Here is a 13,575-nt window from a genome sequence, read left to right as displayed (position 1 = left end):
ATAAAAATTTGTGGTAACTTTGTACCGATTTCAAGAATAGAGTATGGCAAAAAAGCAGAATTCATACATCTCGTCAGCCAGTATAAAGGAGCAGGGTAGAACGGTCTACTACAAAATGCTGGAGAGTGCACGGCAGGGCGAACTCATTCAAGTGCGCCGCGGTGTGTATGCTAATATCGACCAACTGAGCGGCAACATGATTGACATTAACACCATCGTTCCAGATGGTATCTTGTGCCTGTGGTCGGCTTGGAACATTCACCAGCTAACGACCTCGATGCCGCAGGCTTTTCATGTGGCCATCAAAAGAGACAGAAAGGTAACGGTTCCGTCGTTCCCTAAAGTGGAGATTCACCATTACACAGAGGCTATCCTTGGAATTGGCGTGATGACAATGGAGATTGACGGCTTCAACATCCGACTTTATGATGTGGAACGTTGCGTGTGTGATGCGGTGAAGTTCCGCAATAAGATCGGAATTGACGTCTGTTCAGAAATCATCGGCAACTATCTTGAACGTCCCAACAGAAACCTGAGCAAGTTGATGGACTATGCCCGAGAACTCCGTGTAGGCACCATTCTCGAAAAATATCTGCAAGTGAAACTATGAGCAAGGACAACATAACAAATTACGGCAAGTCTATCCGTAGCAAACTGCTGAACATTGCCAAGCAGGAGGATGTGTTTTATCAGACCATTCTCACACGATACTTTCAGGAACGACTGCTTTACAGAATGTCGCAGACAAAATATCGCAGTAACTTCTTTCTGAAAGGTGGTGCGCTGATGTATGCCTACGAGAAGTTTGCGGCACGTCCCACGTTGGATATTGACTTCCTGGGTAACAACATCAGTAATGAGGGGGCAACTATCGTTGCTACTTTCAAGGAGATATGTTCCGTTCCATATGAAGAAGATGGTATTACATACGATATCGACAATATTACGGCACAGAACATTACCGAATTCAAAGACTATCATGGTATCCGTTTGAGCATTCCCGTGAGAATGGACTCCATTGCACAGGTGTTGACAATGGACATCGGATTTGGCGATGTTGTTACACCAAGTCCGATAGAACTTGAGTACCCTGTGCTACTGGAGCAACTGCCAAGCGTGAACATCATGGCCTATTCGCTTGAAACGGTAATTGCGGAGAAGATGCATGCCATAGTGGATCTTGCCGACCAGAGCAGTCGCATGAAAGACTATTACGACCTATACAACATCTTGTCGAAAGAGAAGTATGACGTTGATACATTGCAGGAAGCCATCATGCGTACCTTTGAGAACAGACACACCTCATACGATGCCGACACCATGTTTTTCCGAAAGGACTTTGCCGATAATCAGCAGATGCAAGTTAGGTGGCAGGCTTTCTTGCACAAGATTATAAAAAGTGAGAATATCATGTTTGCAGATGTTGTAGTTTACATTCAGAATGAGTTGCGTCCATATTGGGAAAAACTTTCGCATGAATAAAAGGTCTGCATAAGAAAGTTCCTTGGCAAAAAATGAAGGGAAAACGGCAGAAATTCTTTAACTAGTTTAAGACCTACATCCTCGGCACCCGATTTCTGGGCTTGGCCGAGGGCTTTTTTGTACCGTTTTCAGTAACTTTGGCAAACATAATAGATGTTTATCACAAAAAAATGCCATTTGGGGTTTAGTAAATCGTTTCTCGTGTGTATTATAGGTGTATGACAACAAGAGAAAAGAATCTTGAAACGCTGTTCAAACAGCATTACCGGCAGATGTATCGGCTGGCCACCATACTTTTGCACGATGATGCTGAGAGCAAGGACATAGTGCACGATGTCTTTGCCCAGCTACTTGCATCGCCAACTTTTGAGTTGCACGATCAAACGGCAGCAGCGTTCCTACTCATCAGTGTACGTAACCGATGTTTGAATGTGATACGAAACAGGAAGATTCAGGAGCGAGTTCAACGACTCTATCTCCTTGATCAGGACACCACTATCATTCCACCAGATGGGGGCAACGAGGAACTAAAAGCCCTGTCAGTAGGCATCAGTCAGTTAATGCCGCCTATCTGTCGTGAAATAATAGAGTTACACTTCCGCGATGGACTCACTTTCCGTGAGATAGCCCATCGTCTCGGTGTTAGCGAAACCACCATCTACAAGCATCTGCGCAGTGCACTTCTACAATTACGTGAACACCTAAAAAGAAATTAGTAAGATGAACAAGACCGAACTTTTGTTCCAAATGATGGAGCAACCCCAGCTCTACACGGCCGAAGAATGGCAGGAAATACTGTCCGACGAAGAATGCCGTGAAATCTATACCCTGATGGCTAAGACCAAAAGTGCATTCGATTCCCAAAAGGAAATCGACGACAAAACCATCGATGTCGAATGGAAGAGACTTACACCATCTTCTAGGCGAAACTGGCTCCGTGTGGCAGCAATATTTATTGGCATCCTCATGCTCTCAGGCATAGCCCTGGCAGCTATACATATCTCGCGCCATGTTTATGGTAATCATGATGCTGGAGAATTGCAATCCCCTACCCAGGAGACACGTATTTCTAATTCAAATCAGCAAACAGTAGAGGCCGACTCTATATCAACAGAGCCTAAGCTCTACGACAACGTTCCATTAGGCGAGATATTCCAGGATATATCTAATCACTACAACGTCAAAGTGGTTTATCAGAACGAAGACGCACCACGCCTGCGTCTGTTCTACCGATGGAAGCCTGAGTACACTTTAGAGAAAGTTGTAGAGATGATGAACAACTTCGAGTGGATACAGATTCAAGCCGAGAATGATACCCTATTCATAAAAACCACAGCCATCCCGGCCAAGGATTGCTAAAACACCTTTACTATTATGAAAAGACTATCATTCATACTGTTGTTGTGCGCCTTTGTATCAGTTGCAAGCGCACAGAAGGTTACCTACAACTTTCAAGACGTAACCCTGTCAGATGCCTTGAGATACATTCAGGCACAAACCACCAATTACGAAATCACCTTTATCTACGATGAACTTGAGGATTTCCGGATCACCACCCACATTCAAAACAAGTCCATCCCCGATGCCATCGTTCAGATTGTTGGCTTCTATCCTGTCAGGGTTGTCAAGAGTGGAGCCCACGAGATTTACCTAGAGTGTACCCACAAGACCGATCGTCATCTCAAAGGAACCATCATCGATGAGCAAGGGCACCCCGTTGCCTATGCCAATATTGCAATCCTCAATCCTGCAGACTCCACTCTTCTCTCTGGCGGAGTCAGCAACGAGGCAGGCCAGTTCGTCGTGCCTTACGAGCAGCACAAGGTCCTTGCCCGCATCAGCTTCATCGGCTATAAGACCATCTACCGTCTCTGCACCCAAGAGGATATGGGCACCATCCAGCTCCATCGCGACAGCTATGTGGTGAAAGGCGTCGAGGTGAAAGGCTCTAAACGTTTGGCCTATGCTTCAGACAGAGGATTGATAGCCAATGTTAAGGGCACTCCGTTGGAGCAATTTGGTTCCGTCACTGAAATGCTCACCCATCTACCACTAATGATGAGTAACGGTGAGATAGCAGGTCACGGCAAGCCTGAAATATACATCAACAATAAAAAGGTGCGCAATGAGCAGGAACTCGACCGTTACCGTTCTGACGAAATCCTCACCGCCGAGATTGTCACCAACCCTGGCCCGGAATATGGTGCTGATGTCACCTCCGTAATTAAACTCAAGACCGTCCGTAAGACAGGCGAGGGCTGGAGCGGCAACTTCTCCGCAGCCTACCGCCAGGGCAAAGAATACTATGCTAATGGCAACGCAGCCTTGAACTATCGCACCCGAAACGGCATGGACTTCTTTGCCCGAGGTTACCTGACGGACAACAACCAACTCATCACCTACACGGCCAATGACCAATTGCAAGCCTCATCCACATGGGACTATAAGAAGTCTGCAGAACGCCTCGTACGGGTGAAGTACTACTTTGCTGACCTCGGCTGGAACTGGGAAATCAACGAACACCATTCCCTCGGACTTACCTACACCGCCAACAACTACATCGGCGACTTCAAGACCCTGCGCACCTCTGACGATCAGGTATGGCAGGACGGTAAACTTGTTGACGGTGGTCATAGCGTTACGACAACCTTAGAAAAGCCACGGATGACCCACGCCGTCAATGCCTACTATGTTGGTGTGGTTGGTAAATGGAAGATTGATTTCAGTGCCGACTACTACGATGCTCACAACCTTTCCGAGATGGATGGCGGCACATATAATTCTCCAAGGTCAGATATACAACCAAATGTTAGCAGCCGGACGAATAATGCAAACCAACTATTAGCAGAAAAGTTGGTTATCACCGCTCCAGTTCCAAAAGGGGATCTGACCTTTGGTGAGGAGGCATCCGCAGTTGACCGCACGAGCGACTTCACCCAGAGCGGCTTTTCTACCGACAATAATGTCCATCAGGAGACAACCGTCTGGTCGCTCTTTGCCAATTATAGGCTCCAGTTAGGCAAGTTCTCCCTCAATGCCGGTCTTCGTTGGCAAAACGAGCACAACCGCTACGATCAAAATGGACAACGAAACGACGAGATGAGTCCAGACTACCATGCGATAATACCTCGTGCCTCGTTGACATATAAGACAGACAAGTGGACACATACGCTGGCCTATAACTGCACGCGCAATAATCCGCCTTACTCGAGGTTGACTACTGCCGTGAACTATCGCAGCAGATACGAATACGATACGGGCAACCCATACCTACAGCCCCAGATCAGTCACACCATCTCATGGTCATCACAATGGAAATGGCTCTATGCAGAACTATACTATGGGTATAGAAAAAACGTCATCACCTCCTTCCAGAGTGCCTATGACGATGTAAATCATCCTGGTGTAATAATCGATGACTATCGCAATATTCCTTGGTGGTACAGCTATGGCATCGACCTGAACTGTTCACCAAAGATTGGCATTTGGCAGATGAACTATACTGTTTCGCTGGGCTTAAGCGACTGGGACGTTAAAGGAATGGGTATGCCCTACAAGTGGAACGGTCTATGCGCAGACTTCACGCTTGACAATACATTTACACTTCCCCATGCATGGTTGCTTAACATCAAAGGAAGCGTCGCACCCTACCAAGAATCAGGTAGCTCCCAACGGAAAGCAACTGGCAGTCTCGGTTTCCGTATCAGCAAGCAGTTCTTGAAGGACAAGAGCCTCAGTATCGCCTTGCTGGCCAACGATATTCTGCATACTCAGTACACGGAGATGACAGCCTATGGAGGTATCAATATCCGCACACAATTCAAACAATACAACGACTCCCGACGCGTCGGTATCAACCTCTCATGGAAGTTCAATGCAACACGTAGCCGCTACAAGGGTAGCCATGCCGGACAAAGCGAACGCAATCGACTATAAGTTCTCTCTCGTTGGGGCAATTGTCAGCCTTCGTGCTGACACTGCCCTCGTCGAAGAATTTGCACGATTTAAGATGATAAAATAACATGTCTAACCCTTTAAAACAGAAATAAGATATGAGTACATAAAAAATTAAACAAACATTTGGGGGTTTAAAAGATTTAGAGTACCTTTGCACCCGATGAGTTATGACAGCTTTCTTGCCATTCCTTTAAAATCGTTATAAAAATCGCGGGAAAGAATGTCTGCTGGCTCACGCATCCTATACGGAGGCGTGGGCTTTAGTGTATGGCATTCGCGAACAGGTGTAACGAGCCTTAAGGAATAATGTTGTACATAAAAAGTCCACGTTCTCTTTTTCTTTCTTTATTAATTGTTTTTTAAAAGAAAATTAATGGCATGGATTTAAGTGAAGTAAAAATACTTAGATTAATAAACCGTCTGCTTGAGAGACTGCATCAGGCAGACGGAGAAAAGAATAGCAGTCACATTACTTTAAACTATATCGCCCCTGGGGCGCAGTACGTCAATCATATCGATACGCAGGTATTCGATTCGGCTAAACTACAGAAACCACCACAGGATAACCCTATCAATCAGAATACAACTAAACTACCTGATTGCCTTGCTACCAAGGAGGCGATGCTGCTGTGGCAAAGTGCGATGGACAAAGGATGGGTAGATGAAAACTATCAACCCAAACTGTCGCGTACCTTGTCGGCTTTGCTGGCTTACGAGATGGCCAAGCGACTTGGTATCAAGGATAAATGGAAAACTTTTGAGAAGCTTTGGCATCGTAATAATATGCATAGCGATTATAATACCGCACTATCCCAACACCAATCACTCGAATTCAACGAAAAACTAAAAAAGTTATAAACGATAGCAATAAGTCCTGGTGCAAACAAGCATCAGGACATTTTTTTACTACCTCCGGAGGTACCCCAGTAGGTAGTTGGTATTAGCTTTTTAATTATCTTTGCCACCGATTAAATATTACGTTTTACCTATAACATAACTATTATGGAGGAAGAAACCAAAGACCCAAAAACCCACTCAGCGCAAGGGGAAACTCAGCACAAAAAGAACTGGCGCGAGGTGCGTGCCTCTGAGGAGGACATACAGAAATTCCTGATGGGCACGCTCTACCTGCGCCACAATGTGATAACGGGTAAGGACGAATTCCGAGTGCCCGAAATCAGCGAGTATGCGGCCATGGGGATTAAATATCCCACGGGCAAAACGCCATTGGACGAATGGCGATCGCCCGACCAGTGGTTCGAAGTGAAGGACCGGTTGGTTAACTCACTGTGTAGTATGCTGTCGAAACAGAAGGATGTGAATGCCAAGAAAATATGGCAGGTTATCGACTCTGATTTTGTGCCGCTGTATAATCCGCTCAGAGAGTACCTGAACCGCTTGCCGCCATGGGACGAGACTACTAACCCCATACTCTCGTTGGCGATGGATGTAAACGTAAAGGGTGGTCCCGACGAACAACTGCTGTTTTACGCCTGTTTGCGCAAATGGCTGGTGGGTGTGGTGGCAGGGTGGCTGGAGGAGAAAGTGGTGAACGAGGAGGTGCTGGTGCTGGTGGGCGAACAGGGTATCTATAAAACCCGCTGGCTTGAGAGTCTGATACCTCCCGAACTGTCGGCCTATTTCCACTCTACCTCTACTTTCGGTAAGATGGATAAGGACGAGGTTCTGAAACTATCATCGTTCGGACTGATTTGTCTGGATGAGATAGATGCGCTGAAGACAGAGGCGATGAGTAGGCTGAAATGGGCTGTGACCACCAAAGCTACCGATGCCCGCAAACCGTATGCGCACAATTCGGAACGTCGTGTACACATAGCCAGCTACTGTGGTACCAGTAACAACCTGCAGTTTATCGACGACGATACGGGCACCCGCCGCTGGTTGCCGTTCGAGGTGGAGAGTATCCGTTCGCCCTACGAGTATCCTATCCATCACGATGAGATTTTTGCCCAGGCCTATGCCCTGTATCTGCGGGGATTCCACTATTGGTTTGAGAAAAAGGAAATGGATGTTGTGCAACTGCATAACAAACGGTTCGAGGTGTCGAAACCCGAACAGGAGCTGGTAAGCAAGTACTACCGTGTGCCAGCAAAGGGTGAGGCATGCGAATTTGTGAGTGCTTCGGAGATTATGCAGACCATTGGTGGCTTGCTGATAAACCGATTGACGCCCAACAAACTGGGACGTGTTATGAAGAACATGGGTTTTGTAAGCCAGCGATCGCGTGGTGAGCGTGGCTACAACGTGGTGGCCTATAGCGGTGCCGACATCGAACTGAACAGAACGCTGATGGCTCAGGAAGCCAAGCCCGAGGATGAGGTATCGGTGATAGACAACAAAGTGATATTTGACGCATTTGACACATTGTTTTAGGAATCCCTCACGCGTACCGCGCACGCACCTACACGGTACGCACGTAACTTTTACAAATTAATCTGTCAAATGTGTCAAATTTCTCTAAGTACTTTTCAAATGCAAAGTAGTTAGCGTACAAAAAAACATTAGGTACTTTTCAAAAAAAACAAAAAGATAGCTTATGAAAACAATGACAAGAAAGCAACTGGCCGAGCATGCCGGTGTAACAACACAGACACTCAAGAAGTGGATGGGGCCACACCTGGACTACCTACATTCCATTGGTATGCCAACCGGAAAGGGTGCCCTGCCACCAAATGTAGTGAAATACATCGTAGATACTTTTGATATCGACAAGTAACAGAAAGAATCGCTACGAACCGCAAAGAATCCCAAAACGCCCCTCAGAAATGTGGTATCTTTGCCATGTCAATCAGACAATGTTTAATGTTTAATGTTTAATGTTTATGTAGCTTATGGCAATTAAAGTAAAAGCAGTAGAGCGCGAGCTCAAGGTTGGCAAAGATGCTGGCAAGTATCGTTTTATGATGCAGGCCGAGATCTACAACACACTGTCGGCACAGAAAGTGATTAGCGAGGCCTCTGTTCGCAGTGGTATCGCCGAGGGTGCCCTGAGTGCAGCATGGGATGCCATCGGACAGGTAGTAAAGGTTTGGGCCACGGAGGGACACTCCATCGCCATCCCAGGACTGGGACGTATGCGATTCGGTGTGAGGGCCACCACCGTAGAGGACGTAAGCAAGGTAAGTACGGGACTGATCACCACCCGACGTGTGATTTTCTCACCATCGGTTGAGATCAAGGATGAGCTGAAAGATACAGCCATCAACATTACCTGTTACGACCGTGAAGGTAAGATTGTGAAGCGTGTTACCAGTACCGATCCCGGCAATATCGAGGATCCTGATTCACCAACCGATCAGCCTTCGACTGGTGGCAATGCCTCAGGTGGTGGTAATGCCTCAGGTGGTGGTAATGCCGGTGATGATGATGAATCATATGGTGACTAATCCTTAAAATACTAAAAGCCTATGATAAGAGTAAATTGGAATAGAGTAGCTAAGTGGTTGCGATTTGCGGCAACAGTGATTACAACAGTTCTGGGAACTATTGCTGTGCAGTCATGCGGATAATAACCCTTATTGTGATTCATTGTTCGGCAGTGCGGCCCGACCAGACATCGTCAGTGGCCCAAATAGATACCTGGCATCGTGATAGAGGCTTTAAGTTTGGCGTAGGCTATCACTACGTGGTCCGTCGTAACGGAGAGATTGAGGCTGGTCGACCTGAATGGCTGGTGGGAGCTCACTGCGTGAACCATAACAAGTACTCCATCGGCGTGTGCTACGAGGGAGGACTGAATGCCCGCGGACAACCCGCCGATACGCGTACACCGGAACAGAAGGCGGCCCTGCGCACACTACTCGAAGATCTGCATCGGCGCTATCCCCGTGCGGTTATCGTAGGTCATCACGATCTGAACCCGCAGAAAGCCTGTCCCTGCATTGCGAACGTAGCCCGCGAGTATGCTGATTTGCAGCCCAAATGAGTTTTAGGCACGGATTCTTTTATAAGAGTCCGTGCCTATATCGTAGACGATTAACAAATTTTAATCACAGTTTGATTGCGTGATGAAGAATTATTTGTACATTTGCGACATCATATCAATAAGTAGAACAATAAGTATAATCTATTAACAACATTATTTATCATGAACACAAAAGTTTTTATGCATGCTATCGTGGCAACAGCCATGTTGGCAACAGCTACAACTTTTACCGCTTGCCTTAATTCACACGCCGATAACGGAGCGGCGGCCAAGGTTGAGAGTGTAGAACTGATTCGTACAAGTCAGAGTTGGGACGGTGTAGAGTTGCCCGACTATTTCCAGGGGCGCCCCGAACTGGTGGCCGTAAAGTACGTGTTCCCTCCAGGACAGAAGTTGGGATGGCACCACCACGTAGCTATGAACTACGGTGTACTGACGCAGGGCGAGCTGACCATTATCGGCCAGGATGGCAAGACCAAGGTGGTACACGAGGGCGAGGCCGTAGTTGAGATGGTAGGCACCATACACCATGGCGAGAACCGTGGCACCAAACCGGTTATTCTGTACATGTTCTATTTGTCACAGAAAGACCTGCCGCTGGCCGTACAGCACCCCGACATTCCGTTGGAGTAGCCCTACCCCACAGCACAAAAAAAAGAGCGCCGAAGCGGAAAACTACGGCGCTCTTATATTTTCCTTGTCTGGGATGTATCAGCCAATATATGCTAATATCACATTGGCTGCCTCTTCCTCGGTTTTACCATCCATTCTGATAACCAGATCGTAGTTACGGGTGTCGTAACGCGAAGTATGGGCATTGTTCTTCATATACTCCTCGCGGGTTTCATCCACCATCTTAATAACTTTCTTGGCCTCTTTCTCGGTAAGTCCCTGCTTAGCCATCACGCGCTTAAGACGATGATCCATAGAAGCCTGAATGAGAACGCTCAGATGGTTGGGATTCTCGTTCATAGCAAAGAAGGCCGAACGACCGGCGATGACACAGGACTCCTCGCTGGCAATGTTTTGCAAGATTTCTCTTTCTGCCTTCAGCACAGCCTCGGAGGTCACAAACCTGTTATTATCCTCGTCGTAATACTCAGAAGAATTGGCTGCTCCTTCTCCCAGAACCAACACACGCTTAATCTCTTCCCACCAGCTACGGTTCTTGCCTTTTAAATCCTCAATCTGACGATGTGAAAGGTCGAACTTCTCTTCCAAAGCCTTAGAAAGCACCTTGTCGTAATAGGGCACGCTCAGTTTCTCGGCTAAAATACGACCGACGGTACGACCACCGCTACCCAACTCGCGATTAATGGTAATGACAAATCTTTCGTTTTTTTTCATTATACCTAAGTTTTTAGTTATTCCATAATAATAAAGATAGGTAATGGGGACATTGTAATCCCCACTACCTATAAAGAGTTATTAATCGGCCATCTTAGCCTTGATCATCTCGCGGTTGAGGCGAGCGATGTTAGCGATGGTCTCGTTCTTAGGACAAACAGCCTCGCAAGCGCGGGTGTTAGTACAGTTACCGAAACCAAGCTCGTCCATCTTTGCAATCATGTTCTTAACACGACGGGCAGCCTCTACCTTACCCTGTGGGAGCAGTGCCAGCTGGCTTACCTTAGATGAAACGAACAGCATGGCAGAACCATTCTTACAAGCTGCTACGCAAGCGCCACAGCCAATGCAAGATGCGCAGTCCATAGCCTCGTCGGCATCCTCCTTAGGAATCAGGATAGCGTTGGCATCCTGAGCCTGACCAGTACGGATAGTGGTGTAACCGCCAGCCTGGATAATCTTATCGAAGGCATTACGATCAACCATACAGTCCTTAATTACAGGGAAGGCAGCTGAGCGCCAAGGCTCTACAGTAATTACGTCGCCATCGTTGAAACGGCGCATGTAGAGCTGACAGGTGGTAGCACCACGCTCGGTAAGACCGTGAGGTGTACCGTTGATGTAGAGCGAGCACATACCGCAGATACCCTCGCGGCAGTCGTGATCGAATACGAAGGGCTCCTTGCCTTCGTTGATGAGCTCCTCGTTCAGGATGTCGAGCATCTCGAGGAACGAGGTATCATCGGGAATATCGTGCATCTCGTGAGTGTCGAAATGTCCCTGGTCCTTGGGGCCGTTCTGGCGCCAGAACTTGATTGTGAATGAAATATTTCTTGCCATAGTGTTTAATTCTTATAGTTACGTGTCTGTACCTTGATTGCCTCGTACTCCAGTGGCTCCTTAATGAGCTCAGGCTCGTTGCCCTTGCCTTTGTACTCCCAGCAGCCTACATAGAAGTAGTTCTCATCATCGCGCTTAGCCTCACCTTCCTCGGTCTGATACTCCTCGCGGAAGTGACCACCGCAAGACTCGTTACGAGAGAGAGCGTCGAAAGCTACAAGCTGACCCATGGTGAAGAAGTCGCGCAGGTGGATAGCCTTGTCGAGCTCGATGTTCAAGCCCTCCTTGGTTCCAGGAACAAACAGGTTAGAGTCGAACTCCTTCTCGAGCTCGTGCATCTTCTTCAGACCTTCCTTCAGACCCTCAGCGGTGCGACCCATACCTACATACTCCCACATGATGTGACCCAGCTCCTTGTGGATAGAGTCAACCGAACGCTTACCCTTGATGTTCAACAGGCGATCCTGCTCGGCATCAACCTTCTTCTCGGCCTCCTCGAACTCAGGCAGATCGGTAGAAACCTTTGGCCATACAGCCTGATCGGCCAGATAGTTCTGGATAGTGTAAGGCAGAACGAAGTAACCATCGGCCAGACCCTGCATCAGAGCCGAAGCACCCAGACGGTTAGCACCATGGTCAGAGAAGTTACACTCACCGATAGCGAACAGACCTGGAATAGAAGTCTGCAGCTCGTAGTCAACCCAGATACCACCCATAGTGTAGTGGATAGCAGGATAAATCATCATGGGCTTGTAGTACTTAACACCGTTGATCTCGTTAGCTACATCGCCAGGGAATACGTCGGTAATCTCCTCGTACATCTCGAACAGGTTACCATAGCGCTGCATGATAACATCAAGACCCAGACGGTTGATTGACTCAGAGAAGTCGAGGAACACAGCCAGACCTGTGTTGTTTACACCGAAGCCCTTATCGCAACGCTCCTTAGCTGCACGGCTGGCAACGTCGCGTGGTACGAGGTTACCGAATGCAGGATAACGGCGCTCCAGATAGTAGTCGCGATCCTCCTCAGGAATCTCCCAACCCTGCTTGGTTCCAGCCTGAAGTGCCTTAGCATCCTCGAGCTTCTTTGGAACCCAGATACGACCATCGTTACGCAGCGACTCTGACATCAGAGTAAGCTTTGACTGCTTGTCGCCGTGAACGGGGATACATGTTGGGTGAATCTGAACGTATGATGGGTTTGCAAAGTAAGCACCCTTGCGGTAGCACTGAACAGCAGCGGTACAGTTACAACCCATAGCGTTGGTAGAGAGGAAGTAAGTGTTACCGTAACCACCAGTAGCGATAACTACAGCATTAGCTGAGAAGCGCTCCAGCTTACCAGTAACCAGGTTCTTGGCGATGATACCGCGAGCGCGGCCATCAACAATAACTACATCCTCCATCTCGTAACGGGTGTAGAGCTTAACCTTACCAGCGTTAACCTGGCAGCTCAGTGAGCTGTAAGCACCAAGCAACAGCTGCTGACCGGTCTGACCCTTAGCGTAGAATGTACGGCTTACCTGAGCACCACCGAACGAACGGTTAGCCAGCATACCACCGTACTCACGAGCGAAAGGTACGCCCTGAGCTACACACTGGTCGATAATATTGTTAGAAACCTCGGCCAGACGATATACGTTAGCCTCGCGGGCACGATAGTCGCCACCCTTTACAGTATCATAGAACAAACGGTAGATAGAGTCACCATCGTTCTGGTAGCACTTAGCGGCGTTGATACCACCCTGAGCTGCGATAGAGTGAGCACGACGTGGAGAATCCTGAATACACAGGTTGATAACGTTGAAGCCCATCTCGCCAAGTGAAGCAGCTGCAGAAGCACCAGCCAAACCGGTACCTACTACGATAACATCGAGCTTCAGCTTATTCTTTGGGTTAACCAAACGCTGGTGAGCCTTATATTCCTTCCATTTCTCAGGCACTGGTCCTGCGGGAATCTTTGAATCAATTACTTTTGCCATAATCTTTCGTAAAGTTTA

The 13,575-nt window shown here is 47.7% G+C and carries 14 protein-coding genes; 11 read left to right on the top strand and 3 right to left on the bottom strand.

Annotated elements, in window-relative coordinates; translation table 11 throughout:
• Positions 1–43 precede the first annotated feature (43 nt).
• The 11 genes from BLU97_RS03130 (at position 44) to BLU97_RS03085 (ending at position 10,018) form a co-directional block, all read left to right on the top strand.
• A complete protein-coding gene (locus BLU97_RS03130; RefSeq protein ID WP_175456284.1) occupies positions 44–610 on the top strand; it encodes a hypothetical protein in 567 nt (188 codons plus the stop codon).
• Complete coding sequence (locus BLU97_RS03125; protein ID WP_074760206.1) at positions 607–1,482, top strand: nucleotidyl transferase AbiEii/AbiGii toxin family protein; 876 nt, start codon at positions 607–609, stop codon at positions 1,480–1,482. The genes BLU97_RS03130 and BLU97_RS03125 overlap by 4 nt, the downstream gene beginning before the upstream one ends.
• Before the next feature lie 218 nt (positions 1,483–1,700).
• Positions 1,701–2,198 carry an RNA polymerase sigma factor gene (locus BLU97_RS03120; protein ID WP_074760205.1) on the top strand — a complete coding sequence of 166 codons (498 nt, stop codon included), beginning with the start codon at positions 1,701–1,703 and terminating at the stop codon, positions 2,196–2,198.
• Positions 2,199–2,202: 4 nt separating this feature from the next.
• A complete protein-coding gene (locus BLU97_RS03115; RefSeq protein ID WP_074760204.1) occupies positions 2,203–2,841 on the top strand; it encodes a DUF4974 domain-containing protein in 639 nt (212 codons plus the stop codon).
• A gap of 15 nt (positions 2,842–2,856) precedes the next feature.
• A complete protein-coding gene (locus BLU97_RS03110; protein WP_074760203.1) occupies positions 2,857–5,418 on the top strand; it encodes an outer membrane beta-barrel family protein in 2,562 nt (853 codons plus the stop codon).
• A 399-nt stretch (positions 5,419–5,817) separates the two neighbouring features.
• Positions 5,818–6,297 carry a hypothetical protein gene (locus BLU97_RS03105; RefSeq protein WP_074760202.1) on the top strand — a complete coding sequence of 160 codons (480 nt, stop codon included), beginning with the start codon at positions 5,818–5,820 and terminating at the stop codon, positions 6,295–6,297.
• 144 nt (positions 6,298–6,441) lie between these two features.
• Positions 6,442–7,833, top strand: a complete 1,392-nt coding sequence (locus BLU97_RS03100) for a VapE domain-containing protein (protein WP_074760201.1) — start codon at positions 6,442–6,444, stop codon at positions 7,831–7,833.
• A 172-nt stretch (positions 7,834–8,005) separates the two neighbouring features.
• Positions 8,006–8,176, top strand: coding sequence for a helix-turn-helix domain-containing protein (locus BLU97_RS15745; RefSeq protein ID WP_139208726.1), 171 nt, complete (start codon positions 8,006–8,008; stop codon positions 8,174–8,176).
• Between the two features lie 115 nt (positions 8,177–8,291).
• On the top strand, positions 8,292–8,846 hold the full coding sequence (locus tag BLU97_RS03095; RefSeq protein ID WP_074760200.1) for a DNA-binding protein: 555 nt from the start codon (positions 8,292–8,294) through the stop codon (positions 8,844–8,846).
• 113 nt (positions 8,847–8,959) lie between these two features.
• A complete protein-coding gene (locus BLU97_RS03090) occupies positions 8,960–9,385 on the top strand; it encodes an N-acetylmuramoyl-L-alanine amidase (RefSeq protein ID WP_074760199.1) in 426 nt (141 codons plus the stop codon).
• A 162-nt stretch (positions 9,386–9,547) separates the two neighbouring features.
• Positions 9,548–10,018 carry a cupin domain-containing protein gene (locus BLU97_RS03085; protein ID WP_013065190.1) on the top strand — a complete coding sequence of 157 codons (471 nt, stop codon included), beginning with the start codon at positions 9,548–9,550 and terminating at the stop codon, positions 10,016–10,018.
• Positions 10,019–10,096: 78 nt separating this feature from the next.
• On the opposite strand, the gene BLU97_RS03080 is transcribed toward BLU97_RS03085, so the two are convergent.
• From BLU97_RS03080 to BLU97_RS03070, 3 genes are all read right to left on the bottom strand, one after another.
• Positions 10,097–10,732, bottom strand: a complete 636-nt coding sequence (locus BLU97_RS03080) for an AAA family ATPase (RefSeq protein WP_074760198.1) — start codon at positions 10,730–10,732, stop codon at positions 10,097–10,099.
• A gap of 81 nt (positions 10,733–10,813) precedes the next feature.
• Positions 10,814–11,572, bottom strand: a complete 759-nt coding sequence (locus BLU97_RS03075) for a succinate dehydrogenase/fumarate reductase iron-sulfur subunit (RefSeq protein WP_013064326.1) — start codon at positions 11,570–11,572, stop codon at positions 10,814–10,816.
• Between the two features lie 5 nt (positions 11,573–11,577).
• Positions 11,578–13,557 (bottom strand): fumarate reductase/succinate dehydrogenase flavoprotein subunit, encoded by a 1,980-nt coding sequence (locus BLU97_RS03070; protein ID WP_013063542.1) that lies wholly within the window; start codon positions 13,555–13,557, stop codon positions 11,578–11,580.
• Positions 13,558–13,575 lie beyond the last annotated feature (18 nt).

This window comes from Xylanibacter ruminicola, assembly GCF_900107775.1.
Lineage (GTDB): Bacteria > Bacteroidota > Bacteroidia > Bacteroidales > Bacteroidaceae > Prevotella > Prevotella ruminicola_C.
Note: the sequence above shows the minus strand (reverse complement) of the source record. Positions and strands in the feature narration are given on the sequence as shown.

Bases quoted from the DNA above. Each gene is read 5' to 3' on its own strand.
- BLU97_RS03100 (WP_074760201.1), top strand. From the start codon at position 6,442: ATGGAGGAAGAAACCAAAGACCCAAAAACCCACTCAGCGCAAGGGGAA.
- BLU97_RS03075 (WP_013064326.1), bottom strand. From the start codon at position 11,572: ATGGCAAGAAATATTTCATTCACAATCAAGTTCTGGCGCCAGAACGGC.
- BLU97_RS03095 (WP_074760200.1), top strand. From the start codon at position 8,292: ATGGCAATTAAAGTAAAAGCAGTAGAGCGCGAGCTCAAGGTTGGCAAA.
- BLU97_RS15745 (WP_139208726.1), top strand. From the start codon at position 8,006: ATGACAAGAAAGCAACTGGCCGAGCATGCCGGTGTAACAACACAGACA.
- BLU97_RS03125 (WP_074760206.1), top strand. From the start codon at position 607: ATGAGCAAGGACAACATAACAAATTACGGCAAGTCTATCCGTAGCAAA.
- BLU97_RS03070 (WP_013063542.1), bottom strand. From the start codon at position 13,557: ATGGCAAAAGTAATTGATTCAAAGATTCCCGCAGGACCAGTGCCTGAG.
- BLU97_RS03105 (WP_074760202.1), top strand. From the start codon at position 5,818: ATGGATTTAAGTGAAGTAAAAATACTTAGATTAATAAACCGTCTGCTT.
- BLU97_RS03090 (WP_074760199.1), top strand. From the start codon at position 8,960: ATGCGGATAATAACCCTTATTGTGATTCATTGTTCGGCAGTGCGGCCC.
- BLU97_RS03080 (WP_074760198.1), bottom strand. From the start codon at position 10,732: ATGAAAAAAAACGAAAGATTTGTCATTACCATTAATCGCGAGTTGGGT.
- BLU97_RS03130 (WP_175456284.1), top strand. From the start codon at position 44: ATGGCAAAAAAGCAGAATTCATACATCTCGTCAGCCAGTATAAAGGAG.
- BLU97_RS03120 (WP_074760205.1), top strand. From the start codon at position 1,701: ATGACAACAAGAGAAAAGAATCTTGAAACGCTGTTCAAACAGCATTAC.
- BLU97_RS03085 (WP_013065190.1), top strand. From the start codon at position 9,548: ATGAACACAAAAGTTTTTATGCATGCTATCGTGGCAACAGCCATGTTG.
- BLU97_RS03115 (WP_074760204.1), top strand. From the start codon at position 2,203: ATGAACAAGACCGAACTTTTGTTCCAAATGATGGAGCAACCCCAGCTC.
- BLU97_RS03110 (WP_074760203.1), top strand. From the start codon at position 2,857: ATGAAAAGACTATCATTCATACTGTTGTTGTGCGCCTTTGTATCAGTT.